This window comes from Microbacterium hibisci (assembly GCF_015278255.1).
Taxonomy (GTDB): Bacteria; Actinomycetota; Actinomycetes; order Actinomycetales; family Microbacteriaceae; genus Microbacterium; species Microbacterium hibisci.
On sequence record NZ_JADIJC010000008.1, the window covers coordinates 164,447 to 191,096 of the forward strand.

The 26,650-nt window shown below is 71.4% G+C and carries 21 protein-coding genes and 1 pseudogene; 14 read left to right on the plus strand and 8 right to left on the minus strand.

Going from position 1 to position 26,650, the window contains the following annotated elements; translation table 11 throughout:
• The first annotated feature begins 342 nt into the window (after nt 1–342).
• Both IM770_RS14900 and IM770_RS14905 read left to right on the plus strand, forming a co-directional pair.
• Nucleotides 343–2,055 carry an IlvD/Edd family dehydratase gene (locus tag IM770_RS14900; RefSeq protein WP_203581939.1) on the plus strand — a complete coding sequence of 571 codons (1,713 nt, stop codon included), beginning with the start codon at nt 343–345 and terminating at the stop codon, nt 2,053–2,055.
• Nucleotides 2,042–2,227 carry a hypothetical protein gene (locus IM770_RS14905; protein WP_203581940.1) on the plus strand — a complete coding sequence of 62 codons (186 nt, stop codon included), beginning with the start codon at nt 2,042–2,044 and terminating at the stop codon, nt 2,225–2,227. Before IM770_RS14900 ends, IM770_RS14905 begins: the two co-directional genes overlap by 14 nt.
• 66 nt (nt 2,228–2,293) lie before the next feature.
• Here IM770_RS14905 and IM770_RS14910 read toward each other — a convergent pair whose 3' ends face one another.
• Both IM770_RS14910 and IM770_RS14915 read right to left on the minus strand, forming a co-directional pair.
• The gene (locus tag IM770_RS14910) at nt 2,294–3,127 is read right to left on the minus strand and encodes a CPBP family intramembrane glutamic endopeptidase (RefSeq protein ID WP_203581941.1); all 834 of its coding nucleotides are present in this window, start codon (nt 3,125–3,127) and stop codon (nt 2,294–2,296) included.
• A gap of 94 nt (nt 3,128–3,221) precedes the next feature.
• A complete protein-coding gene (locus tag IM770_RS14915; RefSeq protein WP_203581942.1) occupies nt 3,222–4,634 on the minus strand; it encodes an aminotransferase-like domain-containing protein in 1,413 nt (470 codons plus the stop codon).
• On the opposite strand from IM770_RS14915, the gene IM770_RS14920 reads away from it, so the two are divergent.
• On the plus strand, nt 4,633–5,556 hold the full coding sequence (locus tag IM770_RS14920; RefSeq protein WP_203581943.1) for a DMT family transporter: 924 nt from the start codon (nt 4,633–4,635) through the stop codon (nt 5,554–5,556). The two genes, IM770_RS14915 and IM770_RS14920, sit on opposite strands and share 2 nt — an antisense overlap.
• Entirely contained in the window at nt 5,556–6,161 is a 606-nt protein-coding gene (locus IM770_RS14925; protein ID WP_203581944.1) for an FMN-binding negative transcriptional regulator, read from the plus strand. The genes IM770_RS14920 and IM770_RS14925 overlap by 1 nt, the downstream gene beginning before the upstream one ends.
• A gap of 113 nt (nt 6,162–6,274) precedes the next feature.
• Here the strand turns inward: IM770_RS14925 and IM770_RS14930 are convergent, their stop codons facing one another.
• Nucleotides 6,275–7,609, minus strand: a complete 1,335-nt coding sequence (locus tag IM770_RS14930; protein WP_239066276.1) for an HNH endonuclease signature motif containing protein — start codon at nt 7,607–7,609, stop codon at nt 6,275–6,277.
• A gap of 191 nt (nt 7,610–7,800) precedes the next feature.
• Entirely contained in the window at nt 7,801–8,799 is a 999-nt protein-coding gene (gene corA, locus IM770_RS14935; RefSeq protein ID WP_203581945.1) for a magnesium/cobalt transporter CorA, read from the minus strand.
• A gap of 109 nt (nt 8,800–8,908) precedes the next feature.
• Between corA and IM770_RS14940 the strand changes: the two genes are divergently transcribed.
• Both IM770_RS14940 and IM770_RS14945 read left to right on the plus strand, forming a co-directional pair.
• A complete protein-coding gene (locus tag IM770_RS14940; RefSeq protein WP_203581946.1) occupies nt 8,909–9,910 on the plus strand; it encodes a squalene cyclase in 1,002 nt (333 codons plus the stop codon).
• Between the two features lie 146 nt (nt 9,911–10,056).
• Nucleotides 10,057–10,980, plus strand: coding sequence for a S1C family serine protease (locus tag IM770_RS14945; protein WP_203581947.1), 924 nt, complete (start codon nt 10,057–10,059; stop codon nt 10,978–10,980).
• Nucleotides 10,981–10,988: 8 nt separating this feature from the next.
• Here the strand turns inward: IM770_RS14945 and IM770_RS18095 are convergent, their stop codons facing one another.
• The 3 genes from IM770_RS18095 to helR form a co-directional block, all read right to left on the minus strand.
• On the minus strand, nt 10,989–12,524 hold the full coding sequence (locus tag IM770_RS18095; protein WP_203581948.1) for a hypothetical protein: 1,536 nt from the start codon (nt 12,522–12,524) through the stop codon (nt 10,989–10,991).
• A 60-nt stretch (nt 12,525–12,584) separates the two neighbouring features.
• Nucleotides 12,585–13,550: a hypothetical protein gene (locus tag IM770_RS14955; protein WP_203581949.1), complete on the minus strand. Its 966-nt coding sequence runs from the start codon at nt 13,548–13,550 to the stop codon at nt 12,585–12,587.
• Between the two features lie 64 nt (nt 13,551–13,614).
• Complete coding sequence (gene helR, locus IM770_RS14960) at nt 13,615–15,750, minus strand: RNA polymerase recycling motor ATPase HelR (RefSeq protein ID WP_203581950.1); 2,136 nt, start codon at nt 15,748–15,750, stop codon at nt 13,615–13,617.
• A gap of 430 nt (nt 15,751–16,180) precedes the next feature.
• On the opposite strand from helR, the gene IM770_RS14965 reads away from it, so the two are divergent.
• The 4 genes from IM770_RS14965 to panB all read left to right on the plus strand — a co-directional run bounded on the left by IM770_RS14965 (nt 16,181) and on the right by panB (nt 21,288).
• Nucleotides 16,181–18,535, plus strand: a complete 2,355-nt coding sequence (locus tag IM770_RS14965; protein ID WP_203581951.1) for an arylsulfatase — start codon at nt 16,181–16,183, stop codon at nt 18,533–18,535.
• Nucleotides 18,536–18,848: 313 nt separating this feature from the next.
• Nucleotides 18,849–19,586, plus strand: a complete 738-nt coding sequence (locus IM770_RS14970; RefSeq protein WP_203581952.1) for a DUF2520 domain-containing protein — start codon at nt 18,849–18,851, stop codon at nt 19,584–19,586.
• On the plus strand, nt 19,583–20,428 hold the full coding sequence (gene panC, locus IM770_RS14975) for a pantoate--beta-alanine ligase (RefSeq protein ID WP_203581953.1): 846 nt from the start codon (nt 19,583–19,585) through the stop codon (nt 20,426–20,428). The genes IM770_RS14970 and panC overlap by 4 nt, the downstream gene beginning before the upstream one ends.
• Nucleotides 20,428–21,288, plus strand: a complete 861-nt coding sequence (gene panB / locus IM770_RS14980) for a 3-methyl-2-oxobutanoate hydroxymethyltransferase (RefSeq protein ID WP_203581954.1) — start codon at nt 20,428–20,430, stop codon at nt 21,286–21,288. The genes panC and panB overlap by 1 nt, the downstream gene beginning before the upstream one ends.
• Before the next feature lie 33 nt (nt 21,289–21,321).
• Here the strand turns inward: panB and IM770_RS14985 are convergent, their stop codons facing one another.
• Nucleotides 21,322–22,329, minus strand: a complete 1,008-nt coding sequence (locus IM770_RS14985; RefSeq protein ID WP_307785476.1) for a LacI family DNA-binding transcriptional regulator — start codon at nt 22,327–22,329, stop codon at nt 21,322–21,324.
• A gap of 135 nt (nt 22,330–22,464) precedes the next feature.
• On the opposite strand from IM770_RS14985, the gene IM770_RS14990 reads away from it, so the two are divergent.
• From IM770_RS14990 to IM770_RS15005, 4 genes and pseudogenes are all read left to right on the plus strand, one after another.
• Nucleotides 22,465–23,778 (plus strand): ABC transporter substrate-binding protein, encoded by a 1,314-nt coding sequence (locus IM770_RS14990; RefSeq protein ID WP_203581956.1) that lies wholly within the window; start codon nt 22,465–22,467, stop codon nt 23,776–23,778.
• Between the two features lie 85 nt (nt 23,779–23,863).
• A complete protein-coding gene (locus IM770_RS14995) occupies nt 23,864–24,979 on the plus strand; it encodes a Gfo/Idh/MocA family protein (protein WP_203581957.1) in 1,116 nt (371 codons plus the stop codon).
• Entirely contained in the window at nt 24,976–25,884 is a 909-nt protein-coding gene (locus tag IM770_RS15000) for a DUF6807 domain-containing protein (protein ID WP_203581958.1), read from the plus strand. The genes IM770_RS14995 and IM770_RS15000 overlap by 4 nt, the downstream gene beginning before the upstream one ends.
• A gap of 221 nt (nt 25,885–26,105) precedes the next feature.
• A pseudogene (locus tag IM770_RS15005) lies at nt 26,106–26,650 on the plus strand (cation-transporting ATPase); the annotation flags it as partial.

Below are 26,650 nucleotides of genomic sequence, written 5' to 3' on the forward strand. Positions count from 1 at the left end.
CGGTTCTGCGCCGGGTCCGGGGCGTTTCGTCTCGCTCGTTCCTCGCTCGCTCAACGGCCGGGACGCGGTGCCACCGGTCGTTGAGCGGAGGGCGCTCTGGCGCCCGCAGACGAAACGCCTCGGGGCTTCGGTTCTCCGCCGGGTTCGGGGCGTTTCGTCTCGCTCGTTCCTCGCTCGCTCAACGGCCGGGGACCCGTCGAGTGCCGGTCGTTGAGCGGAGGGCGCTCTGGCGCCCGCAGACGAAACGCCTCGGGGCTTCTGTCGGCGCGGGGACCCGGGGCGGCGGGATTGGGGGAGGATGGCGGAGAGCCCGGCGCCGCGGCCGGGACGGAGGAGTCGACGGTGACGCTGCGCAGTTCGCATTGGTATGCGGGGGATGACCGGAACGCGTACATCCACCGGGCGTGGATGCGGCGCGGGGCGCCGGATTCGGCGTTCACGGGTCGCCCGCAGATCGCGATCGCGAACACCGCGTCAGACCTCACGCCCTGCAACGCGCACCTGACAGAGGTCGCGCAGTCGGTGAAGAACGGCATCTACGAGGCCGGCGGCATCCCGCTGGAGCTGCCGGTGGTGTCGCTCGGCGAGACGAACGTGCGGCCGACGGCGATGCTGTGGCGCAACATGGCGGCGATGGCCACCGAGGAGATGCTCCGGGCCAACCCGATCGACGGGGTGGTGCTGCTGGGTGGCTGCGACAAGACGATCCCGTCGCTGCTGATGGCCGCGGCATCCGTCGATCTGCCCGCCGTCGTCGTACCGGGCGGGCCGATGCTGACCGGCCACTTCCGCAACGAGGCGCTGGGCTGCGGCACGGATGTGTGGCGACTGTCCGAGGAGGTGCGCGCCGGCACGCTGAGCGAGGCGATGTTCCTCAAGTCCGAGTCGTCCATGATCCGCTCCAAGGGCCACTGCAACACGATGGGCACGGCGTCGACGATGGCGCTCGTGGCCGAAGCGCTCGGAGTGGTGGTGCCCGGCGTCGCGGGTACGCCCGCACCGGACGCGCGGCTGCTCGAGGCGGCGCACCTGACCGGCGCGCTCGCCGTGGCGCTCGTAGCGGAGGACCGGCGCCCGTCGTCGTTCCTGACCAAGGGCAGCTTCCACAACGCGATCGTCGCGCTCGCCGCGATCGGCGGGTCCACGAATGCCGTGGTGCACCTGCTCGCCATCGCGGGGCGGCTGGGCATCGACCTCACGATCGACGACTTCGACCGGATCGGCGCCGACGTGCCGCTGCTGGTGAACCTGCAGCCCGCCGGCCGGTACCTGATGGACGACCTGTTCCGAGCGGGCGGGTTCCTGGCCGTGATGCGCGAGGTGCGCGACCTGCTCGACCCGACGGCGCTCACGATCACGGGCCGGCCGTTCGTGGAGTACCTCGACGACGCCCGCATCTGGGACGCCGACGTCATCACCCCGCGGAGCACGCCGCTGCAGCCGCACGCCGGCATCTCGGTGCTGCGCGGCTCGCTCGCCCCCGGCGGCGCCCTGATCAAGCCGGCGGCAGCCTCGCCGCATCTGCTGAAGCACCGGGGCCGGGCGGTGGTGTTCGACTCGATCGAGGACTTCCACGCCCGCGTCGACGACCCCGACCTCGACATCGACGAGAACTCGGTCATGGTGCTGCGCGGCTGCGGGCCGAAGGGCTACCCGGGCATGCCCGAGGTGTCGAACATGCCACTTCCGACCAAGCTGCTCGAGAAGGGGGTGCGCGACATGGTGCGCATCTGCGACGGCCGCATGTCGGGCACCGCGTACGGCACGGTCGTGCTGCACGTCACCCCCGAGGCCGCCGCCGGTGGCCCGCTCGCCCTCGTGCAGACGGGCGACTGGATCAGTCTCGACGTCCGCGCCGGCCGCCTTGACCTCGACGTGCCCGCGGAAGAGCTGGCGGAACGGATGCCGAACCCTGCCACCGTCGACGGGTACGCGAATCCTCGCCGCGGGTGGGAGCGTCTGTACGTCGACCACGTGCTGCAGGCCGACAAGGGCGCCGACCTCGACTTCCTGGTCGGCTCATCCGGATCGGAGGTCTCCCGTGAGTCCCATTGACCCGCGGACCGGCTACGCCGACATCCCGTCGCTCGGAACGGCGCAGTTCGCCACCGACACCGCGCACCACCTCGGCGAAGGCCCGGCGGGGGATCCGGCACGCGAGCGGCGGCTGTTCGCCTTTCGGCCGGGGGTCCGCGGCATCCGCTCCGCCCTCTGGGCCGGTCGGTGAGCGCCGGCCCTGATCAGGCCGAGAAGCTTCCGACCGGCGACAGGACCCTGACCGGGTGAACCCGGGTCAGCCGTTCGTTCGGGGGCTCGCGCTCGGCTCGATCGTGCGTGCGGGGTCGGCGACCTTGCCGCGGATGAAGAACAGCAGCACGATGCCCGCGAGGATGACGAGGATATTGCCCTGGGCGGCGATCGTCGTCAGCGCGCCGTCGGCGGGGTACAGGGTCTGCAGGAAGATCGACGGGTCGGTCGAGGCGTGCAGCAGGATCGGCCAGATGAGGCTGCCGGTCACCCGCAGCGACAGATACATCAGGATGCCGAAGGCGAAGGTGTACACCAGCTGGAACGCCGTCGCGAACGGCGACTGCCCCGACAGCAGGTTGCCGGCGTGCAGCACGGCGAACAAGGCCGCTGACACCGCGGCGACCGTGATCTCGCGATACCCGCCCTTGCGCATCAGGTTCACCACGAAGCCGCGGGTGAGCACTTCTTCGGCGAAGCCGACGCACAGGCCGCCGACGAGCCAGGCGAGGACGATGCCCGCGCCCGCCGCGCCGTAGTCGACGGTGGCGAACCGCAGCACGTTGGACAGCAGGACGACCCCGACGGCGATCCACATCCAGCCGCGGCCGCCGATGGGCTGCCGCCCGAACAGCTCGCGCAGCCAGCCGACCGACCACGCGAACAGCAGGAGGATGAACCCGCCGAGGGCGACCGGGAGGACGGTGCCGAACCAGACGAGCGCGGCGGGGTCGTCGGTCGACGTGTACAGCGGGATGAAGGCGAGCGAGCCGAGCTGGTACAGCGCGTAGTACGCGACCACCAGGAGGAGCGAGCGCCACCAGCCGCCGCGATTCCAGAATCGCTGCCACCCGTTGGCGCCCGGCGTGGATGGCGTCATCTCGGCGTGCATGGAGTCCCCTGTTCGTGCGGCGAGCGGAGCACTCACCCTAGCGGTAGGCGATGGCGACCTTCCGTCCCCCACGCCGATCCGCTCAGCCGGTGGCCGCGCCGAGCACGTCGCCGAGGATGCGTGCCGCCTCGGGGAACCGCCGTGGATCCTCGCTCGAGTAGTTCAGACGCACGAACGGGCCCGACGGCTCGGCGGGGAACCATTCGGCGCCGTCGGCGATGATGAGCCCGCGCGCCTCGGTCTCGCGCACGGTCGATGCCGCGTCGACGCCGTCGGGAAGCCGCGCCCACAGGTTGAGGCCGCCGGCGGGCGTCGACTCGATGTGCGCGGTGGGCGCATGCTCCCGCATGCTGTCGAGGAGCAGATCGCGGCGGTCGCGAAGCTGTTGGCGGAGCGAGCGCAGGTGGGTGCGCCACGACGATTGGGTGATGACGTCGAGCGCGGCGGCCTGCAGGAGCCCGCTGACGTACATGGATTCCGCGGCGCGGTCGGTGAGGATGCGTTCTCGTGCCGGGCCGCGGGCGACGACGGCGGCGACCCGCAGCGCGGGGGACACGCTCTTGGTGAGGGACCGCAGGTAGATGACGTGCCCGTCGTCGTCGTGCGCGGCGATCGGGTGCGCGTCGCGGTCGATGGCGAGGTCGTGTGCCCAGTCGTCCTCGATGAGGAAGGCGCCGCGGCGCCGGACGATGTCGAGGATCGCGTCGGACGTGCTCGTCGGCCATTGGGCGCCGGTCGGGTTGGCGAAGTTGGGCTGTGCGTAGAACGCGCGCGCCCCGCTGCGCTGGAGCGCACGGTCGACTTCGTCGGGATCGGGTCCCTCGGGGCCGGAGGGCACCGGCACGAGCACGACGCCGGCCTGCTCGGCGGCGAGCATCGCTCCCCAGTACGTCGGCGATTCGATGAGGAGCGGCTCGCCAGGCCCGACGACCGCGCGGAAGATCGACGACAGTCCGCTCTGGCTGCCCGAGATGATCAGCACGTCCCGTGCGGCGGGAGGAGTGATCCCTGCGGGGGCGGCCGCGGCGAGCTCCTGCGCGAACCACTCCTGCAACTGCGGCATCCCGGTCACCGGCGAACGGGTGATCGCGGCACTCGAACGCGCCGCGCGGGCGATGGCGGTGCGGACTGCGCGTTCGGGAAGGAGATCGGATGCCGGATACCCCGAGTGCATGCTGATGGCATCGGGCGCGACCGACCGCTGTGTGGACGACAGCATCGACACGCGGGCCTGCGGCGTGCCGAGCGCCGCTGTCTGCCAGCCGTAGTCGGCGGGTCGGGCCGCCCGGACCGCGCGCACGAAGGTGCCGACCCCCGGCCGGCTCTCGATGAGACCAGCGGCGATGAGGCGGCGCATCGCCTTCTGGACCGTGACCGGGCTCGCCTCGTACTCGGCGACGAGGGTACGGCTCGACGGCAGCTGCGCGCCGGGCGCCGCCCCCTCGATCCACCTGCGGAGCGCGGTGGCGATGCGCTCAGTGCTATCCTGATCCATGACAGATAAGAGTAGCGCTACTCTCGCGGCTGCGAGACCGCTATCGAGCGGCGCCGGTCTGGCCTGGGGCTTGATCGGCGTCGTCGCGTTCTCGTTCACGTTGCCTTTCACACGCGCGGCCGTAGAAGGCCTGTCGCCGCTCTTCATCGGATCGGCCAGGGCAGTGGTCGCCGCGCTGCTCGCCGCGCTCGCGCTCGGGTTCACGCGTCAGCGGCGGCCCGAGATGGTGCAGTGGGTGCGCCTCGGTGTCGTCGCCGCGGGGGTGGTGGTCGGCTTCCCGCTTCTGACCTCGTATGCGCTGGTGTCGGTGCCGGCCAGCCACGCGGTCGTGGTCATCGGGCTGCTTCCTGCCGCGACGGCGGTGATGGCGGTGGTTCGCGGGCGGGAGCGTCCCGGTCGGTCGTTCTGGGTGTTCGCGGCCCTCGGAACTGTGGCGGCGATGAGCTTCGCGTCACTCCAGAACGGCGGGCTCGGCGAGTTCCACGAGGCAGACCTGCTGCTGTTCCTCGCGGTGGTGCTGTGCGCCCTCGGCTACGCGGAGGGCGGCCTGCTCGCGCGCGAACTCGGGGCGTGGCAGACGGTGTCGTGGGCGCTGATCGTCGCGTCGCCGCTGATGATCGCCAGCACGCTCGTCTCGATCGCGCTGGAGCCGCCGCGTGCGGAACCGGTGGAGTGGGCGGCCTTCGCCTACCTCGCCGTCGTCAGCATGTTCCTCGGGTTCTTCGCCTGGTATCGCGGCCTCGCGATCGGACCGATCGCGCGCGTCAGCCAGGTGCAGCTCGCGCAGCCCGTGCTCGGCATCCTGTGGTCGGCCCTGCTCCTGCACGAGGCCGTCGGTCTGCCGACCGTTCTCGGCGGTCTCGCCGTCATCGCCTGTGCGGGCCTCGCCGTCCGCGGCCGGATCAACAGAAAGGACGCGTGATGCGCCACACCCCTCGATATCTCATGACGGACCCCGCGCACGTGAAGGAGCTGATCCGCCGGCATCCGTGGGCGACCTTCGTCTCGTACGTCGACGGTTCGCTGGTCGCGTCGCACTACCCGGTGCTCCTGGAGGAGGACGCCGAAGGCATCGTGCTGCTGAGTCACTTCGGGCGGCCAGACGATCGGCTGCACGAGCTCGGCGCCCGCGAGATGCTCGTCATCATCCAGGGTCCGCACGACTACATCTCGCCCAGTTGGTACGCGCCCGGCGATCTGGTGCCGACGTGGAACCACGTCACGGCGCATCTCTACGGCACGGCGGAGGTGATGTCGGACGAAGAGAACTACGCCGTGCTCTCCCGGCTCACGGATCACTTCGAGCAGGGGCAGCCGCACGGTCGCAGCCTGGCCGAGGACGAAGCGGGCACCCGTCGCGCCGCGAAGGGTGCCGTCGGCGTCCGAATGCGGGTGACGCGCTTCGATGCGCGGGCGAAACTGAGTCAGGGCAAGTCCGCCGAGGTGCGCGAGAACATCACCGCCCACCTCGGGGTGCGCAACCCCGACCTCGCAGAGGCGATGAAGGCGGCCGAGATCGGCGGTTGAGCTCACACTGCGCGGCGCGGATGCGGGTGGGCTCTCGGTGGCGGGTGCGGTGGCACGGCAGCGGGGCGCGGCGTGGAAACGGGGCGGTGCGCGGCAGGTGAACCTGCCCGAGCTCAGAAGGGGGGATCTGCGCTGGACTCGCGGCCGGGGACACGCGGCGCCGGTGCGGTGGCGGTGAAGGTCGGCACCTTGCGCTCCGGCCGAACCACATACCGGCGGCCGGTCGGCGAGGTCCAGGCCACGGCGCCGCCGGACCCTTCGATCTGCCGGACGCGCCAATCGGTGTTGTCCTTCACGAGGTGGTGCCCCTTGCAGAAGGGAAGGGTGTTGTCGAGGCAGGTCTCGCCGTCATCGGCCCACCGGACCTGATGATCGATCTCGCAGCGCGAGGCCGGCATCGAGCACCCGGGTCCCATGCATCGGTCCGCTCGCCATTGCACGAGTCGTCGCAGCGCGGCCGGCGGCCGGTAGCTGTCGCGCCCTACGGAGAGCACCATGCCGGTCTCGGGGTGAGTGAGCACGCGCATCCAGCGGGCGTCGCCGCCGCACAGTGCACGTGCCTTCGAGAGCGGGATCGGCCCGATGCCCTCCACGACCGGGGGGTCACCCGCCACTGCGAGCCCGTCATCGAGCAGCGAGAGCACAGGAACCGTGACCACGACCTCGGCGCGGACGCCAGAGGCCTCCGCACACAGGTGGTCGGTGGTGCCGTCGATCAGGAGGTCGGACGCGATGTCGGCACGGAGTTGATCGCGCGTGCGGGTCTCGCCTTCGGCCCGTGCGGCGATCTTCGCCATCCGGCTGAGACGACCGTGGATGGCATGGATCTCCACCTGAGCGCCGTAGATCCACAGCCAGGCCATGCCGTCGTGCCCCGGCTCGACCGCGATCCGTCGCTGTGCGATCGCCTGAGACTGCCGCTCCTCCAGTGTCGGGGCCTGCGCGGTCTCGATGAGGCGGCGCAGTGCCCGCCGGAACGTGCCGACGGGCTCGGACTCGGCCAGGGCCACAGCGTGGGGCAGCAGTTCACCGCGAAGCGCGACGGGTGCCTCGTCGAGCAGATCCGTCAGGGCTTCGGCGTGCTTCTCGGTGATCCGGCCCGCGCCCAGGGCGTCGAGCGCGGCGGGATAATCCCGGACGAGCGCCTCGGCCTGCGCGATCAGGCGGCCCGCGGCGTACTCGGTGACGCGCATCGCCGCCGCGAGTTCCAGCCGGATCGACCGCTCGACGATCTCTCGCGGCGCATCCCGCCGATCGGTCGACTCGCGGAGCACCTCGCGCCGCATCGCGTCGATCCTCCTCAGCCGCTGGGCGGCGAAGACGGACATCATCGCCGCCGTCTCGACCACCAGGTCCACCGCATCCGGCACCGGCGGCAAGAACTCCTCATCGACGACGCGCGCCCACTCACCGCCCTCACGGGAGTGAGACTCGCGACGATTGGTCATGAGTCGAGTTTAGAACATAGTTTCGAATGCGTCAATCGTTGATCGCCATCGGGGCGCCGGCGCCTCCTCAGCTCGGCCGTTCGGCTCTGCACAAGCCCCGACGAGGGCCGCGGCGGTGTCGCCTCCTCGATCGGCCGAAGACGAAGGACGGGACGGATGCCGGGCCCCGGCATCCGTCTCCGCATCCGTCCTCAGAGCCAGTGGCGGCGGCGGAAGACCCAGTACAGCGTCACGCTCGTCGCTGCCATGAGGGCGAGCGCCATCGGGTAGCCGAGCGGCCATTCCAATTCCGGCATGTAGACGAAGTTCATGCCGTAGATCGTGCCGACGAGTGTCGGGCCGAAGAGGATCGCCGCCCAGCCCGAGATCTTCTTGACCTGCTCGTTCTGCTGGAGTGCGGTGTCGGTCTGCCGCTGCGTGACGATCGTCGCGTTGACGGTGAGGGTGTTGTCGAGGATCGAGCGGAACGCCGAGATCTTGTCGATGATGCGCAGCGTGTGGTCGTGCACGTCGCGCAGTGAGCGCTGCAGCTCGAGATCCACCTCGTACTTCGGCGCTCCCCGCTGCAGCGCGTCGAGCATGTCGGCCAGCGGCGCGACCGCGCGCTGCAGCGTGATCACCTCGCGCGACAGGTCGTAGATGCGCTTGGAGAGGGTCACCCCGCCGTTCTCGAACAGGGCGTCCTCGATCTCATCGATGTCGTTCTCGACCCCCTCGATCACCGGTGCGTACTCGTCGACGACCTCGTCGAGGATCGCGTACAGCACCGCCTCGGGGCCGCGGGCGAGCAGATCCGGCTCGCTCTCCATGCGGCGCCGCACGCGGCTGAGGTCGGGCGACTCGGCGTGGCGGATCGTCACGATGAAGTCGGGGCCCACGAACACGTGCAGCTCGCCGAAGTCGACCGTCTCGGTCTCGTCGACGTACCGCGCCGGCCGCAGCACGACGAAGAGGATGTCGCCGTAGCGTTCGAGCTTGGATCTCTGGTGTCCGGTGAGGGCATCCTCCACCGCGAGCGCGTGGAGTCCGAACTCATCGGCGACCTGCGAGATCTCCTCGGGCGAGGGCCGGAAAAGGCCGATCCAGGCCATCCCGTGGTGCTCGCGCGTGTACTCGAAGGTCTCGGCGAGGCTCGCGGGATTCTGGATCCGCTTGCCGGCGACATAGACGCCGTTGTCGACGATGGGCATCGGGCAATTCTCCCCGTGCGGCGGTCCGCGGGCAACGAACGCGGTGCATCCTCGGATGACGGATGCCGGTGCTCGCGGCGCGTCGGAGGCGCGCGGTAGCGTGCCACCCATGACCACCGATCGGCGTCTGCTCGACTGGCTGCTCGATTCCGACCCGGCGCTGCGCTGGCAGGTCGCGCGCGACCTCGCCGACGCGCCGCCGGAGGTGTGGCAGAGGACTCGTGCCAGCGTCGCGACCGAGGGCTTCGGCGCGCGGCTGCTGGCGCAGCAGGACGCCGACGGGCAGTGGGCGGGCGGCGCCTTCTTTCCCGCGGGCTTCTTCGGCAGCGGCGAGGCCGAGCGGCCGGGTCAGCCGTGGGTCGGGACGACCTGGGTGCTGAAGGATCTGCGCGAATGGGGGGTCGACGCCTCCGCGCTCGCGGGCACGGCGGAGAAGCTCGACGCGAACAGCCGCTGGGAGTACGAGGACCTGCCCTACTGGGGTGGCGAGGTCGACGTCTGCATCAACTCGTACACGCTTGCGACGGGTGCGTGGCTCGGCGCCGACGTATCGCGGCTGGTCGAGTGGTTCCCCGAGCACCGGCTCGCCGACGGCGGGTGGAACTGCGAGGCAGAGGAGGGCGACTCGGTGCGCTCGTCGTTCCATTCGACGCTCAATGCGGCGCGCGGCATCCTTGCGTACGAGCGGTTCACCGGCGACACGAGCATGCGCGACGCCCGCCATGGGGGCGAGGAGTACCTGCTGTCGCGGCGGCTGATGTTCCGGGCGTCCACCGGTGAGCTCGTCGGCGCCTTCGCGACCCGCTTCGTGTACCCGAACCGCCACCGCTACAGCGTGCTGGCGGCGCTCGACCACTTCCGCGACGCCTTCCTGTTCGAGGGCACGTCGCCCGACCCTCGGCTCGCCGATGCGATCGAGGTCGTGCGATCTGCGCGCCAGCCCGACGGCACCTGGCTGCAGACGACGCCGCTGCCGGGCCGCACCTGGTTCGACGTCGACGTCGCAGAGGGTGAGCCTTCGCGCTGGCTCACCCTGATCGGCACGCGGGTGCTGGAGTGGTGGGATGCCGCGACCCGAACTCGCCATCGACCTGAAGCCGCCGCGACCTGAACGCGCGACGGCGTGAACCCGCCGGGACCTGCGTTCGCCCCGACCTGAGCTCGCCGCGCCCTGAGCTCGCCGCGGCCTGACGCGCAGCGCCTTCCGCCGTGCGCGAACGCGGGCCGCGGCATCCGTCACGGGACGACACTGGTCGCATGGACGACCAGGAAGCGCTCGACGCGTACTCGTCGACGGTCGTGCTGGTCGCGCAGACGGTGCTGCCCGCGGTCGCGGCGGTGAGCGTCCGCACGCGACAGGGTGCCGGCGCCGGGAGCGCGTCGGTGATCACCGAGCACGGACACCTCCTCACGAGCGCGCACGTCGTCGAGGGGGCGACCGCGGTGGAACTCGCGTTCCACGACGGCGCGGTGACCTCCGCCTCGGTCGTCGGCGCCGATCCGCTGTCGGACCTTGCCGTCCTCCATACCGACGGCGACACCCCGCCGCCGGTGCGGATGGGGGATGCCGCGGAGCTGCGCGTCGGTCAGCTCGTGGTCGCCCACGGCAACCCGCGCGGGTTCTCGGGCAGCGTCACCGCGGGCATCGTGTCGGCGCTGGGCCGCTCGCTGCCGACGCGGTCGGGACGCGTGATCGACGAGGTCATCCAGACCGACGCGGCCCTCAACCCGGGCAACAGCGGGGGCGCCCTCGCCGACAGCCGCGGTCGCATGATCGGTGTGAACACGGCCGTCGCGGGCATCGGCCTGGGCCTCGCGGTACCCATCAACGAGACGACGCTCGAGATCATCCAGGCGCTCCGCACGACGGGACGCGTGCGGCGCGCGTGGCTCGGCATCGCCGGCTCGACGGTGCCGCTCGGTCCGGACGTCGCCGCCAAGGCGGGATCGCGCGTGGGCATGCAGGTGGTATCGGTCGTCCAGAACAGCCCGGCGGCCGCGGCCGGCGCCCGCGCCGGCGACATCGTGCTGTCGCTCGACGGCGTCGCGATCGCCGATCCGACGGCGCTTCAGCGGCGCATGGTCGAGGGCGCGATCGGGCGGCGGATGGAGATGACCGTCTGGCGCAACGGGGCGCTGGTCGATGTCGTGGTCGAGCCGCAGGAGCTGCGCGTCCGCTGACCCGCCGTTCACGGAGCCGCGGGTGGCGCAGGCTCGTTCTCGGCCGGCGGGGCGGCGGGCTCCATCGCCGCGGGCTCCGCAGAGCCCGCGGGCTCGACAGGAGGAGCGGGCTGCGCAGGAGGAGCGGAATGCGCAGGAGGCGCGGGCTCTGCAGGGGCCGCAGGCTCGGGCTCCGCAGCAGGCGCGGGCTGCGCAGGGGACGCGGGCGGGACGGATGCCACGGGTGCAGTCTGATCTGCCGGCTCCGCTGGGGTGGGCGTGGGCCCATCCGCCGGGCCGGGCCCGGTGATCGCGTGGTCCGTCGAGGCGGCTGTGGCCGGCGCGACGGCACCGGGCGCGGTCTCGCGAGCCTCGGCCGCGGCCGGCTCCACCGAGGACGGTGCGGTGGATTCGGCGGCAGTCTGGACGGTGGCCAGTTCGGAAACCACGAACTCCCCGATGGGTGGCGGCTCCGGAAAGTCGAACTCGTCGTCGGGATCGCCGGCCAGCGTCGGACCGCGCTGGAAGGAGGTTCCCGCCTGTCCAGGGGTGCCGTTCCAGTCCTTCGGGGGAACGGCGGTCTCGTCTTCGGAGGTGCGGGGGTCGTCCCACAAGACGACGTCCTCTTCGAGCTCGACGGATTCGCCCGGAGTGGTCACGGACTCCACCAGGATGACCGTCTTGTACTTCACGTAGCGGTGCACAGGCCGAAGTCCGCCGGGGCACTGCAGGCTGTCGGCCGCGACGCCGGTGAGTGAGTACGTCAGGCTCCTGTAGAGATCGCACTCGGGCTCACGGTAGCCTCGGCGCCACGGCGGCGTGACGAAGTTGTCGTCGTCCACACGGGGGTGATCGGGATTGTCCAGACCCTGCGTGCCCCACCTGCTCAGCGCATCAGAATAGCTCGCCCGGGCCTCGTCGAACGCGGAACGGCACATCGCGATGCCCGCCGAGAGCAGGAGCACATAGCGCGGCGTCTTCATCCTGAACGCACCGACGCCGTTGTTGCTGAGGTTGCCGGCATCGAGGAAGCTGGCGGCGCGGTCGCAGTCGTTGGCGAGCAGCGCCGCGTACGCGGGACCGTCCTGGAAGTCGTTGGGGCTCGTGTCGCTGAGTGGGAGCCCCCACGCATAGACGCGTGGCTCGGGCTGCCCGCCGTTGCCGCTCGATCCACCGTTGCTTCCCGATCCGCCGTTGCCGCCCGAGCCGCCGGTGCTTCCCGATCCGCCGCTCCCGGCGTACCCCCCGCCCGAACTGCCGGACCGTCCGCCCTGCCGACTCCGAGGGGTGGTGTTCCCGCCGGAGCCGGGCCGCTGCGTGTCGGCGCCTGGGGGAGCCGCCGGCGGCGCGGCATCCGGAATCGCTTCCGGTGCTTGCGGTGCGTACGGGTCTGTCGGATCGGCGTCGTCCCGAGAGTCGTTGTCGCGCTGGGCAGGGGGCGCCTTCTCCTTCTCGGGGGCCATCGGCGAGTATTCGCCGCACGCCGAGAGCCCGAGGGCGACCGCGACCGCGAAGGCGGATCCGATCGCGAGTGATCGCTTCGGACTGGTGCTTGTCGGAGACATGGGCTTCCCTCCCTTGCCGATGCTCTGCAGTGATGGAGGCCGAATCGGCGGCGGAGATACTCAGCCGCCGCCCGCGATCTCTGTCGTCACCGGCGCGCACGGGCCGAAGCCCCCGGCATCGGCCACCCCGTATACGTCGCGGACGAACGTGAACCGCAGACCGTCGCCGTCGACCGGCAGCATGACGACGACGCCGTAGTCGAACGTCCACTCGTCCGAGACGAGGAAGTAGTTGCCACCTGTCGACTCGAGCAGGCGGAGCCCGCGATACCGGTAGCGGAGGTCGTCGCCGGAGCCGGTGCAGGTGACGTCGACACCCGGCGACACGATGTCGAGTGGTGCCGCGCTGTCGACCATCACTCCGGGCAGCTTCTCGATCTGGTTCGGGAAGTCGCGGGCGAGCTCTGTGCCCTCCACCGTCGCGTAGTTCATCGCCGACCAGAACAGCCCGATCGCGGCGAGGACCGCGATCGCTCCCCGGAGGACGCCCTCGGTCATCGGAGCGAAGCTCACCGAATCCCGCAGTCCGCCGCGCAGTGTCAGCCCGTACAGCAGCAGGAGCATCCCGCCCGCGCACACCAGCGGCGCTGCGATGAAGGTCAGCGGATAGCCGATCAGCCCGAGTAGCAGCCCCACCACGAAGACGCCGACGGCGATGAGCCACATCCATCGCGCGAGCCAGGTGACCACGCGATCGTCCGGTCCGAGCGTGGTGCGCCGCCGGCGGAGCCACTGGTCGAGCCCGACCCACGCGAGCCCGGCCACGGCCACGCAGATGGGAAGGAGCACGACCGGCTGCACGCTGCGCCGGACGTAGTCGTCCACCGTCATCCCGAAGATCGCCTCGTCGACGCCGAGCATCTTCGACATCTGGTCGCTGCGCACCCAGCCGAAATACACCAGCAGGGCGGTCAGGACACCGACATTGGCGACGACGGCGAGCAGCGAGCGCACAAGCGAACCGCGCGTCTCGCGGTCCGCCTCTTCGACGGCGTCGGACACCTCCTGGTCGACGTCAGTGCTCACACAGGAGAGAGCCGCCTCGACGTCCCGCAGATACGCGGGCGTCACTGCACCCGCGTCGCCGCTCTCAGCCCTCCAGCACCGCGAGCTGCTGCGTCGTGCGGGTCATCGCGACGTAGCGGTCGACGGCCCCCTCGATGCCCCCACCGAACCGCGACGGCTCGACCAGCACCACGAGGTCGAACTCGAGGCCCTTCGCGAGCTCCGGGGTGAGCGACCGCACCCGCTCGCCCCCCGCGAACGACGAGTCGCCGATGACGCACGCGATGCCCTCCGGGTGCTCCACCAGCCAGTCGTCGAGGATCGTGTCGCGCTCGGCCACGGCGCCGTGCCGCACCGGCACCCCGCTCGAACGGATCGACGTCGGCACATTCGCGTCGGGAATGGCCGCGCGGATGACGGGCTCGGCCTCGGCCATCACCTCGCTCGGCGTGCGGTAGTTGATCGTGAGCGATGCGATCTCGACGTCCGTCAGCCCCGCGTGCTCCAGTCGCGCCTGCCACGACTCGCGGAAGCCGTGGCGCGCCTGCGCCCGGTCGCCGACCACCGTGAAGCTGCGCGACGGGCACCGGGCCAGCAGCATCCGCCATTCCGCGTCGGTGAGCTCCTGCGCCTCGTCGACGATCACGTGCGCGAACGGTCCCGCCAGCAGGTCGGGGTCCGCCGCCTGGGCGACGGATTCGTCGACCAGGCTGTTGCGCAGATCGTCGCCGTCGAGCCATTGCATCATCTCGTCGCCGGCTTCCTTCAGGCGGTCGACGACCTGCGCCATGTACTCCCGCTCGCGCGCCAGGGTCGCCTCGCGCTGACGTCGCCGACGTGAGGCGCCCGGGTCACCGAGCCGGCGCCGCGCGGCGTCGAGCAGCGGCAGGTCGGACGTGGTCCAGGCCGCAGCATCCGTCCGCTGCAGCGCCTCGACCTCGTCGGCCGTGAGCCACGGCGCGCAGCGGCGCAGGTATGCGGGCACGGTCCAGAGATCCGAGACGAGGACGGATGCCTCCACCAGCGGCCATGCGCGACCGAAGATGCGCGTGAGCTCTTCGTGGCGCGCGAGCGCCTTGCGCAGCTGGTGCAGCGGCACCTCGTCGCCGTCGACCTGGTCGATGAGGATGTCGAGCACCGTCTCCCACACCTGGTCGCGCGCCTCGTTGTGGGGGAGCCCGGCCTCGGCGGAGGCGAACGCCTCTGCCCAGTCCCGCGGGGTCAGCCACACCTCGCCCCACGGCGTCTCGACCATGAGGGGCGCGGTCGGCGGCTCTTCGTACAGGGCCACCGCGGGCTCGATCGCGTCGACGAGTCGTGCGTCGGCCTTGAGCCGGGCAGTGCGGGGATCGGGCTCGGGCGCGGCGATCGCCCCCTCGGCCACGAGATCGCGCAGAGTGCAGGTCTGCACACTGTCCTCACCCAGACTCGGCAACACGTCCTCGACATAGGAGAGGTACGCAGGGCTCGGGCCGACGAACAGCACCCCGCCCCGGCCCTCGCCGAGGTGCGGGTCGGAGTAGACGAGGTACGCGGCGCGGTGGAGCGCGACGACGGTCTTGCCGGTGCCCGGCCCGCCGTCGACCACGAGCGCACCACGGGATCCCGCGCGGATGATCGCGTCCTGGTCGGCCTGGATCGTGCCCAGCACGTCACGCATGCGGGGCGAACGGCTCGCCCCGAGGCTCGCGATGAAGGCCGACTGATCGTCGAGCGCCGCGTTGTCGTCGAGCCCCTCCGCGGTGAACACCTCGTCCCAGTAGTCCGTGACGCGGCCGCCCGTCCAGCGGTAGCGGCGGCGGCTGGCGAGACCGGAGGGCCGGGCGTGGGTCGCGGCGAAGAAGGGCTCGGCTGCCGGCGTGCGCCAGTCGACGAGCAGACGGATGCCGGCGGCATCCGTCAATCCGAAGCGGCCGATGTAGACCGGCGCCGAGCCGTCGGAGGGCACCATGCGGCCGAGGCACGCATCGACGCCGAAGCGGCGCAGCACGCGCAGCCGGGCCGAGACGCGGTGGATCTCGAGATCGCGCTCGAGCCCGGCCTGCCCGTGCCCGCCCGGACGGCGACGCAGTTCGTCGAGCCGCTCCTCGAGGCCCGCGATCGAACGGGTGAGGGCGTCGGCGATGGCGCCGAAGTGCTGCTCGTCGCCGCCGACGAGGGCGGGGGCCGACTTGGCGGCGAGGTGGTCGGGAAGGAGGAAGGGGCTGGTCTGAGTGGACATGACGGCATCGACTCCTGCGGCATCGCGACGCGCGTACGGGCGGAGAGCTGAGGGTGGAGAGGGCGGGGGAGCGTCGCGACCGACAAGTATGCGCCCGCGGGGGGCCCTTGCCGCAAGGCCCCCTCCCCGCGATATCCTGGTCATGGCAGGAAGGCCGCGTCTCTGTGTGCGAGGCCTGCGCTCCCGATCCTCTCCACCCGCTGTTCACGCGCGGGACGCGCCGCGACTGTTGTGGCCCGCATCGCGGCCCTCATAGGATGCGGACCAGGCGACACGCTCCGTACGACGGTCCTGGGGGGATCCGAACGACGAGCCACCTCGCAGTCGCCTCCTGAAGTCGTGTCCTCCCAGGCGCCGTCGCGTGGCGTGCGCACTCGACGGCCGAGCCATCGACATGGCCGTCACGGTGGACGAGCGACAGGAGCACGACATGGCAGACGGCATCCGCGAATCGATCGTGGGAGCGCCGCTCCCACCTGCACGGACGCTGCCCTTCCCGCCGAAGCCGTCTGGCAGCTACGCGGGGCGGACGCTCGCCGAGTCCACGTATTCGCCGCTCCCGCCCGAGCGGCGTCTGAACGGCGATGCGCCCAACGTGCTGGTCGTGCTGATCGACGACGCGGGACCCGCACTGCCGGCGCCGCTGGGCGGCAAGGTGAACACCCCGACGCTCGACCGCATCCGCCAGGGCGGGATCGGCTACAACCGGTTCCACACCACGGCCATGTGCTCACCGACGCGGGCGGCGCTGCTGACCGGCCGCAACCACCATCGCGTGGGCGCCGGCCAGATCGCCGAGCTCGCCAACGACTGGGACGGATACTCGGGCCACATCCCGAAGAGCAGTGCGACGATCGCCGAGGTGCTGCGCAACTACGGCTATTCGACCGCCGCGTGGGGCAAGTGGCACAACACCCCGGCCGAGGAGACCACGAAGGCCGGCCCGTACGAGAACTGGCCCACCGGCAACGGGTTCGAGTACTTCTACGGCTTCCTCGCCGGCGAGGCGTCGCAGTACGAGCCGAACCTGGTGCGCAACACCACGAGCGTGCTGCCGCCGAAGACACCGGAGGAGGGGTATCACCTCAGCGAGGACATCGCCGACGACGCGATCGCGTGGCTGCGCGACCACAAGGCACTCAGCCCCGACAAGCCGTTCTTCATGTACTGGGCGACCGGGGCGATCCACGGCCCGCACCACGTGCACAAGGAATGGGCCGACAAGTACCAGGGGGTCTTCGACGACGGCTGGGACGCCTACCGGGCGGACGCGCACGCGGGCGCCAAGGCCGCGGGCTGGATCCCCGACGACGCCGTCCTCACGCCCCGGCCGGAGTCGCTGCAGGGCTGGGACGACATCCCCGATCACCAGAAGCCGTTCCAGGCCCGCCTGATGGAGGTCTGCGCCGGGTTCGGCGAGCACGCCGATGTGCAGGCCGGTCGCGTGGTGGACGAGCTCGAGCGACTCGGCTACGCCGACGACACGATCATCGTCTACATCTGGGGCGACAACGGCTCGTCAGGCGAGGGCCAGAACGGGACGATCAGCGAGCTGCTCGCGCAGAACATGATCCCCACCACGATCGACCAGCACATCGCAGCTCTCGACGAGCTCGGCGGCCTCGATGCGCTGGGGACGCCCGCGACCGACAACCAGTACCACGCGGCCTGGGCGTGGGCCGGATCTTCGCCCTACCAGGGCATGAAGCTCATGGCCTCGCACCTCGGCGGCACGAGAAACCCCATGTTCATCCAGTGGCGCGGGCGCATCGCGCACGATCCGGTGCCGCGGACGCAGTTCCACCACGTGATTGACCTGGCGCCGACGATCTACGAGATCCTCGGCATCTCGCACCCCGACACGGTCAACGGCATCCCGCAGGACCCGATCGACGGCACGAGCTTCGCCTACTCGATCGACGACAAGACCGCCGAGGGCCGCCACCGCGTGCAGTACTTCGAGGTCATGGCCAGCCGCTCGATCTACGAGGACGGCTGGATCGCGTCGACGACCGGGCCCCGCCTTCCGTGGGTGCCGGGTCTTCCCCCGGGCATTCAGACGTGGACCCCCGACGCGGATCGGTGGGAGCTGTACCACCTCGACGAGGACTGGAGCCAGTCGAAGGACCTCGCCGACCAGCACCCCGAGAAGCTCGCCGCCATGAAGGAGCTGTTCGCGATCGAGGCCGCGAAGAACAAGGTCCTCCCGATCGGCGGCGGGCTCTGGGTGGCGCCGCTGCACCCCGAGCTGCGCATCGCCCCGCCGTACACCGAGTGGGAGCTGACCGGCGAGACGTTCCGCGTGCCGGAGTTCTGCGCCCCCGCGCTCGGCAACAAGCCGAACGTCGTGACGATCGAGGCGACGACCGGCGACAAGGCCAACGGTGTGCTCTACAAGCTGGGCGGGGCGGGCGGCGGTCTCACCGCGTACGTCATCGACGGCATCCTGACCTACGAGTACAACCTGTTCCTCGTGCAGCGGACGACGATCGCAGCGACCGAGCCGCTGGCCCCGGGCGATCACACCATCGAGATCGACACCTCGTACGTCGAACCGCGGCCCGGTGGGCCGCTGAGCGTCGTGCTGCGGGTCGACGGTGCCGAGGTGGCGTCGGGCACCGTGCCGGTCAGCGCGCCGCTGCTGTTCTCGGCGAACGACTGCCTCGACGTCGGCCGCGCGTACGGCGGCGCCGTGTCGCGGGCGTACGCCGACCGGATGCCGTTCGCCTTCGACGGCCGGATCGGACGCGTGCACGTCGCGTACCAGGTTCCGGCGCAGGGCTGACCCTGCGAAGCGGCCCCGGCCCCCACCGGTCGGAGGTCGCTCCTGTTCCTCGACGGGACGGATGCGGCGCCACTCGGTCCGCACCGGGCCCGCTCGGCGCTCGCACTCCGCGCCGCTTCCACGGGTCAACCGCGCTTCCACAGGTCAACCGCGCTTCCACAGGAGCGGGTGGGCGGGTTTTCTCCTGCGTAAGGCTGGTTGACCTGTCGCGGGAGGCCGGGAGGCGGACGGGACCCCCGGGCTCTCGGGTATTTTTGAACCTGGTTCAGCCGTCCTGGACCGGATCCACGCGCCGTGACGGGAGACGACGACGATGCCGGACTCGCACTCCGCGCACGCGCTTGGTCGCGTAGCCGTCGTCGGCGACGGCCGCGTCGGCCGCGCCATGGCGTCGGCCCTCCGCGAGGCGGGCGTCGACGTGCGGGGCCCCCACGGACGGGGGGCGGCGGGCGAGGACGCCGACATCGTGCTGCTGGCGGTTCCGGATGCCGAGATCGGCGCGGCCGCGGCCGCCATCGCATCCGGACCCCTGGTGGGACACTTCTCCGGCGCGACGACCCTCGAGCCGCTCGCACCGCATGAGGCCCTCGGCATCCATCCGCTCACGTCCGTCGCCCCGGCGACGACCTTCGAGGGCGTGCCGGCGGCCGTCGCCGGATCGACCGACCGCGCGCTTGCGACCGCGCGCCTGCTCGCCGAGACCCTCGGCATGGAGCCGTTTAAGGTGCGCGACGCCGATCGCGCCGCGTACCATGCGGCGGCGTCGATCGCCTCGAACTTCCTCGTGACGCTCGAGTCGTTCGCCGAGGATCTCGCGGCGACCGCGGGTGTGCCCCGCGAGGCGTTCGCGCCCCTCGTGCGCGCGACCGTCGCGAACTGGCAGGCCGAGGGCGCCGCGGCGCTCACCGGACCCATCGCCCGCGGCGACGACGAGACGGTCGCCCGCCAGCGCGCCGCCGTCGCCGAGCGACTGCCCGAGCGCGCCGCGCTGTTCGACGCGCTCGTCGCCGCGACGCGCGACCTCCGTGCGCGCCCGGGGGCGGCCTCGTGATCGTCGCGCGCACCGTCGCAGAGCTGCGTGCCGCCCTGCGCGATCGGCGTGACGGAGCGATCGGCCTCGTGCCCACGATGGGCGCGTTGCACGAGGGCCACGCGACCCTGCTGCGCGCCGCCCGGCAGGCCGACGACACGGTGGTCATGTCGATCTTCGTCAACCCGACGCAGTTCAACGAGCAGTCCGACCTCGCCGCCTACCCGCGCACCGAGGAGGCCGACCTCGCCCTCGCCCAGGCGGCGGGGGTCGATGTCGTCTTCGCGCCGGACGCCGCCGAGGTGTACCCGCCGGGCTTCGCGACCACCGTGAGCGTCACCGGGCCGATCGCCGAGACGCTCGAGGGCGCCGAGCGCGGCCGCGCGCACTTCGACGGCGTGGCCACGGTCGTGACGAAGCTGCTCCTCGCCGCGCTGCCCGACCACGCGTACTTCGGTGCCAAGGACGCCCAGCAGGTCGCCGTCATCCGCCGCCTCGTCGCCGACCTCGGTCTGCCGGTCTCGCTCGTCGTGTGCCCGACCTCTCGCGATGACGACGGCCTCGCCCGCTCCAGCCGCAACACGCGCCTCTCACCCGACGAGCGCGCGCGGGCCCTCGCGATTCCTCGCGCCCTGCAGGAGATGACGGATGCCGCGGCCGCCGGCATCGTCGACGCCGAGGCGCTGCGCGCCCGGGGGACGGCGACGCTCGAGGCATCCGGCATCCGTCCCGAATACGTGGCCCTCGTCGACCCGGAGACCTTCGCACCGGTGGCGGAGATCGCAGGCCCGGTGCTGGTCGCGATCGCGGCCCGTGTGGGAGCCACCCGTCTCATCGACAACACCGTCATAGGAGGTGCCTGATGCGCGCACAGGTGACACTGCAGCGACTGGCCGAGATGAAGGAGCGTCGCGAGCCGATCGTGATGGTCACGGCCTACGACTACCCGAGCGCCCGCACGGCGGAGCAGGCCGAGGTCGACATGGTGCTCGTCGGCGACTCCGGTGCCCAGGTCGTGCTCGGGCACGACTCCACCGTCGCCGTCACCGTCGACGAGATGCTCGTGCTCGCGGGGGCGGTGCGCCGCGGCGTGCAGTCGGCGTTCGTCGTCGCCGACCTCCCCTTCGGCTCGACCGAGGTGTCGGACGAGCAGGCCATCGCCACGGCGGTGCGCTTCGTGAAGGAAGCGGGCGCCGATGCCGTCAAGCTCGAGGGCGGGGGAGAGGCGCGGCTGAGCCGCATCCGCGCGATCGCCGACGCGGGCATCCCCGTCGTCGCGCACGTGGGCCTCACCCCGCAGACCGCGGTGGCTCTCGGCGGGCTGCGAGCCCAGGGGCGGACGGCCGATTCGGCCGCGAGGCTCGTGCGCGAGGCCCTCGCCGTCCAGGACGCGGGTGCGAGCGTGCTCGTGATCGAGGCCGTGCCGGCCGAGGTCACCGCCGTCGTGCTCCCCGCGCTCGAGATCCCCGTCATCGGGATCGGCGCGGGCTCCGCCGACGGTCAGGTGCTCGTGCTGCACGACCTGCTCGGCATCACCGAGGGCAGGACCGCGGCCTTCGTCAAGCGCTACGGCTCCATCGGCCCCGACATGGTCTCCGCCGTGCAGGCCTACGCCGGCGAGGTGCGCGGCGGAGTCTTCCCCGGCCCCGAGCACGTCTACGCCTCGACCGACGAGGCGGTCGCAGCCGCCCGCGCCGAGCTCGAAGCCCGCACGAGCGACTGACGCCGGTGCGCGGCATCCGTGCGGCCACGCGGTTCAGCGCGGTGCCGGGCCGGTGGACTCTCGCCAGATGACGCGGTGCAGCGGCTGGCCCTCGGCCGGTGCGGGCTCGTCGCGCAGTGCGCAGATCAGGCGGGTCATCGCCCGGGAGCCCAGGCCTTCGAGGTCGATCTCGACGGTCGTGAGGGCCGGGCTCAGCAGCCGGCCGAGCGGCTGATCGTCCCACCCGCTCACGCTGAGATCGCCGGGAACGCGGATGCCGTCGTCGAGTGCCGCGCGGATGACTCCGGCTGCGACGAGATCGTTCGCCGCCACGACCGCCGTCGGACGCTCGCGGTCGGCCAGAGCGCGCACGGCGGCCATGCCCGCCTCGGCCGACCAGTCGCCCTCGACGACTCCGGACGGGTCGAGGCCGAGGCGTGCGAGCGTCTCGACGAAGGTGTCGCGCCGAGCGCGGGCCGAGGCGAACTGCAGGTCGCCGGTCACGTGGAGGAAGCGGCGATGACCGAGGTCGGCGAGCCCTTCGATGACCTCGACGAGAGCGGAGGCGTCGGCGAGCTCGCCGATGCCGCGCATCTCGTCGTCGAAGTCGGCCGACGCGATGATCGGCGTGCCGCTCGTCGCCTCCAGGTCGAGCGACGCGAGCACCGGGGCGAACGAGACGATGCCGTCGACCTGTCGCGAATCGGCCAGTTCGGCGACGCGCGCGGTGCGCTCCGCCGCGCCGCCCTCGAGGGCCAGCACCTCGACCGCGAATCCGGCTTCGTGCGCGGCGGAGCTCGCACCCGCGAGCATGCGCGCGGGACTGTACGCCAGGGTCGGGACGACGACCGCGAGCCGGCCGGTCTGGCGGGTGCGCATCGAGCGTGCGGTGAGGTTCGGGCGGTAGTGGAGCTGCTCGACCGCCGCCTGCACCCGCGCCTTGGTGGCGGGCTTCAGCCCGTCGGGTGCGCGGAAGTAGCGCGACACGGTCTGGTGCGACACGTCGGCCAGCCGGGCGACCTCCATGATCGTCGGCCGGCGGTGGGGTGCGGTATCGGTCACGGCGCCCTCCTCGGCCTCCATGTTGACACAGTTTGTGAACCTTCACTATTCTTTCGTCTCGACAAAGTGATCGATCACTAAGTGAAGGTTCACTGAGTCGTCCCGACACCTTGACCGCATTCCGAAAGGACGATGATGTTCACGCACAGGAAGAAGGCCGCGGCCGGCGCCGTGGCCGGTGCCGCCGTGCTCGGCCTCGCACTCAGCGGCTGCGCCGGGTCTGCGCCCGCCGCTGCGCCGACCGCCACCTACGACCCCGATGAGAAGGTCACGCTCGACTTCGCCTTCTGGGGCAACGACGTCCGTGCCGAGCTGTACAACGAGGTGCTCGACGCGTTCCACGAGGAGTACCCCAACATCACCGTCAACACCTCGTTCCTCGGCTTCCCCGAGTACTGGGAGAAGCGCCAGACCGAGGCGGCCGGCGGCGGGCTCCCCGACGTGATGCAGACCGACATCAACTATCTGCGCCAGTACGCCGAGAACGGGCTGTTCCTCGACCTGACGCCGTACCTCGGCTCTCTCATCGACACCGAGCCGCTCCCCGAGAACGTGCTGCAGATCGGGCAGCTCGACGGCGTCACCACCGGCATCACCATCTCTACGAACGCCTGGAGCATGTACCAGAACAACGTCCTGCTCGAGGAGGTCGGCGTCGAGCCCTTCGAAGAGGGCGACTGGCAGGACTACAACGACTGGATGGCCGACGTCACGGAGGCCGCGCAGGCGAAGGGCCTGCAGGTCTGGGGCGGCGGGGACTACACCGGGCGCATCCAGAGCTTCGAGATCCAGCAGCGGGCCAAGGGCAAGGACCTCTTCACCGAGGAGGGCGAGGTCAACTTCACCGAGGACGAGCTTCGCGAGTACTGGGAGTCGGGCCAGGAGCTGCGCGACGGCACCGTCACTCCCCAGCAGCGCCTCGAAGAGGTGATGCCGATGAGCGGTTTCGACGCCGCCCTGCAGACGAGCGAGATGACGTGGGACAGCTTCGGCGTGAGCTATCTCGCGAACCTGGGCGAGCCGTACACCGAGCTGCAGATCACGGCGCCCCCGGTGACCGAGGATGGGGCGAAGGACCTGTACAAGAAGGCGGGAATGCTCCTCTCCGCATCCGCGGGCACCGAGCACCCCGAGGCCGCAGCGATCCTCATCGACTTCCTCGTGAACGACCCGGTGACCGGTGAGGTCTTCGGCACCAACCGCGGCTTCCCGGCATCCGAGACCGCGATGTCGGGCGCGACGCTGGACGGCGTCAACCTCCAGATCGCGGAGTACGAGGAATCGATCGCCGATCGCCTGGGCGACGCCCCGCCGGTGCCGGTGACGGGCTACGGCACGATCGAGGACAAGTTCCGTCAGATCGGCATCGAGCTGAACTTCGGCACCATGACGGTCGACGAGGCCGTCGACCAGTTCTTCACGGAGATGGACGTCGTCCTCAGCCAGTGACCCGGCCCGGCAGGCGCGGCTCGACTTGTCCCGGGCCGCGCCTGCTGTCCGTCCCCGCTCCTCACCCCAGAAGGATCCACGCCCGATGACCACACCCCGCCCGCCCTTCCGTGTCGGCATCGTCGGCACCGGCGGCATCGCCCACGCCCACGCCGAGGCCCTGAACGAACTGGGCCCACGCGTCGTGATCGCCGGAGTGGCGGATGTGGACGCCGACCGGGCGGAGGCGTTCGCCGCGACGTTCGGCATCGACCGGGTCTACCCCGACGCCGCCGCGCTCCTCGCGAGCGAGGACCTCGATCTTGTGCACATCTGCACGCCACCGCAGACGCACACCGCGCTGGCCATCCTGGCGATGCGCGCCGGCGTTCCGTCGCTCGTGGAGAAGCCCACGGCGCTCGCGCTCGCCGAGGTGGACGAGCTCATCGCGGTGCAGGAAGAGACCGGCGTCCCCGTCCTGACGGTCTTCCAGCACCGGTTCGGCGAGGCCGCGCGACGGCTGCGAGATCTCGCCGAGGCGGGCGAATTGGGCCGGCCGCTCGTGGCGACCTGCGAGACCCTCTGGTATCGACCCGACGAGTACTTCGACGTGCCGTGGCGCGGTCGCTGGGACGTCGAGGGCGGCGGCCCGACCGTGGGGCACGGCATCCACCAATTCGATCTGCTGTTCTCGGTCTTCGGTCGGTGGTCGCAGGTGAGCGCCTTCGCGGCGCGCCAGCTGCGCCCAACCGACACCGAGGACGTCTCGACCGCGCTGGTGCGCTTCGAGAACGGCGCCCTCGCCACCGTGGTGAACTCGCTCGTGTCGCCCGACGAGACCTCGCGTCTGCGCTTGGACTTCGAGCACGCGTCGGTCGAGGTGCGGCACCTGTACGGCTACACCAGCGACGACTGGACGTTCACCCCGGCACCCGGTCACGAGCACCTGGCGGCGCGCTGGGCAGACGGGCTCGACGGCGGATCGACCAGCGGACATCGCGATCAGGTGCGAGCGATCCTCGATGCCTTCGAGGCGGGGCAGGCGCCCGGCGTCGACCTCGCGGGATCGCGCCGCACCCTCGAGTTCGCCGCGGCCACCTACGCCTCGGCCTTCCGCGGAACGATCGTCGCCGCCGGCGAGCTGCGGGGCGACGACCCGTTCGTGCGGTCCATGAGCGGCGGCATCGTGCCGTGGGCGCCCGTCAAGGAGGTGCTCGTATGAGCGCGCTGCGCATCACCCACGACGTCGGCTCTTCGGTGACCGTGCGCGACGGCGACGTCGACCTCTTCACCTACGTGTACCAGCCGACGACGGCGCCGCTCGAGTCGCCGAAGCCGTACCTGCATCCGATCCGGACGCGGCGCGGCGAGGTCGTGAGCCTCTTCCGCCCCCACGACCACGTGTGGCACAAGGGGATCGCCTGGGCGCTCCCGGTCGTGAACGACGAGAACTTCTGGGGCGGTCCGACCTACGTCCACGGCCAGTTCTATGTGCAGCTGCCCAACAACGGCGTGCAGCAGCACGAGGGCGAGGTCGCGCTGGCGGCCGGGGAGCGCGCCACGATCTCGCACGAGCTGCGGTGGATCACCGAGACGGGCGAGGTGCTGTTCGCCGAGGAGCGCACGCTCGCGGCCGGGACCCTCTCGGACGACGCGTGGGCCCTCGTCTTCGACACGCGTCTGCGCAACGTGTCGGAGGCGCCGATCGCGATCGGGTCGCCCACCACGAGGGGACGTGAGAACGCCGGCTACGGCGGCCTGTTCTGGCGCGGCCCCCGGTCCTTCACCGGCGGCGCCCTCGTCGCTCCGGGGGTCACCGGCAGCGGCGACGACGTGCGCGGGATGCGCTCCGAGTGGATGGGCTTCACCGGTCAGCACGACGATGCCGACGCCGTGTCGCTCGTACTGATGCTCGACGACTCCGCGAATCCGCATCACCCGCCGCAGTGGTTCGCGCGCTCCGAGGAGTTCGCGGCGCTCAACCCCGCGCCCTTCTTCAGCGAGGAGGTCGTGATCGCCCCGGGCGAGATGGCGCGCTTCCGCTATGCGGTGGGCATCACCGACGGGGGAGCGGATGCCGCGCCCGCGCTGGCCGCGGAGCTCAGAGGCGTCCTGAACCCGGTCTGAGTCCACTGATCAATCTGCTGAGAGAGTGCGCTGACACCGCCCTGATCGCTGCTTCGGTCGAGCGGCGCCCCCTAAGGTGGATCGCACAAGGGGAGTACTCCCGCCTGCGGCACCTCGTCATTACGGATCCAGCGTCGGATCCCGGGTTGCCGGCCCTTCGGGGCGGAGGAGACCTTGGCGTACGTCGTCACGCCAGACTCCGACCCGGAAGGACCCCCTCCATGAGCTCTTTTGACCGACTCTTCGGCCTCGCCGCCAAAGCACTCGACTCCTCCGGCTCCGCCAACCGGTCCGGCGGCGGCCGCGACTGGAAGTCGATGGTGCGCGATGTGGCAGGCGCCGTCACCGGCGACTCCCGGCAGGCGCCGCCCGCTGCGCCGCCGGCCGCTCCGGGCGCGTGGACGCCGCCCGCGCCGACGTCCGCTCCGCCTGCTCAGGGCGGGGTCGGACTCACGCCGCCGCCCGCGGGCGGCTCCCCCGCGGCCAGCGCGCCGACGGCGACGCCCGGCGTCGGCGCCCCGACCGCAGCCGACCGCGCCGCGATCGCGCGGTACGAGTACCTGCTCCAGACCTCCGACCCGCATCAGGTCGAGGCGATTCACCGCGAGGCGTTCGCGCGCCTGACCCCGGCGCAGCGCGCCCAGGTGCAGGCCGGCATGCGCGCCGAACTGCGCCCGGGAGAGCAGCCGCGCACGGCCGAGGCGCCCGACCTCGCCCGCGCGGCCGCGCGCACCGAGGCGGTGCGCCCCGGCGCCATGGCCGGACT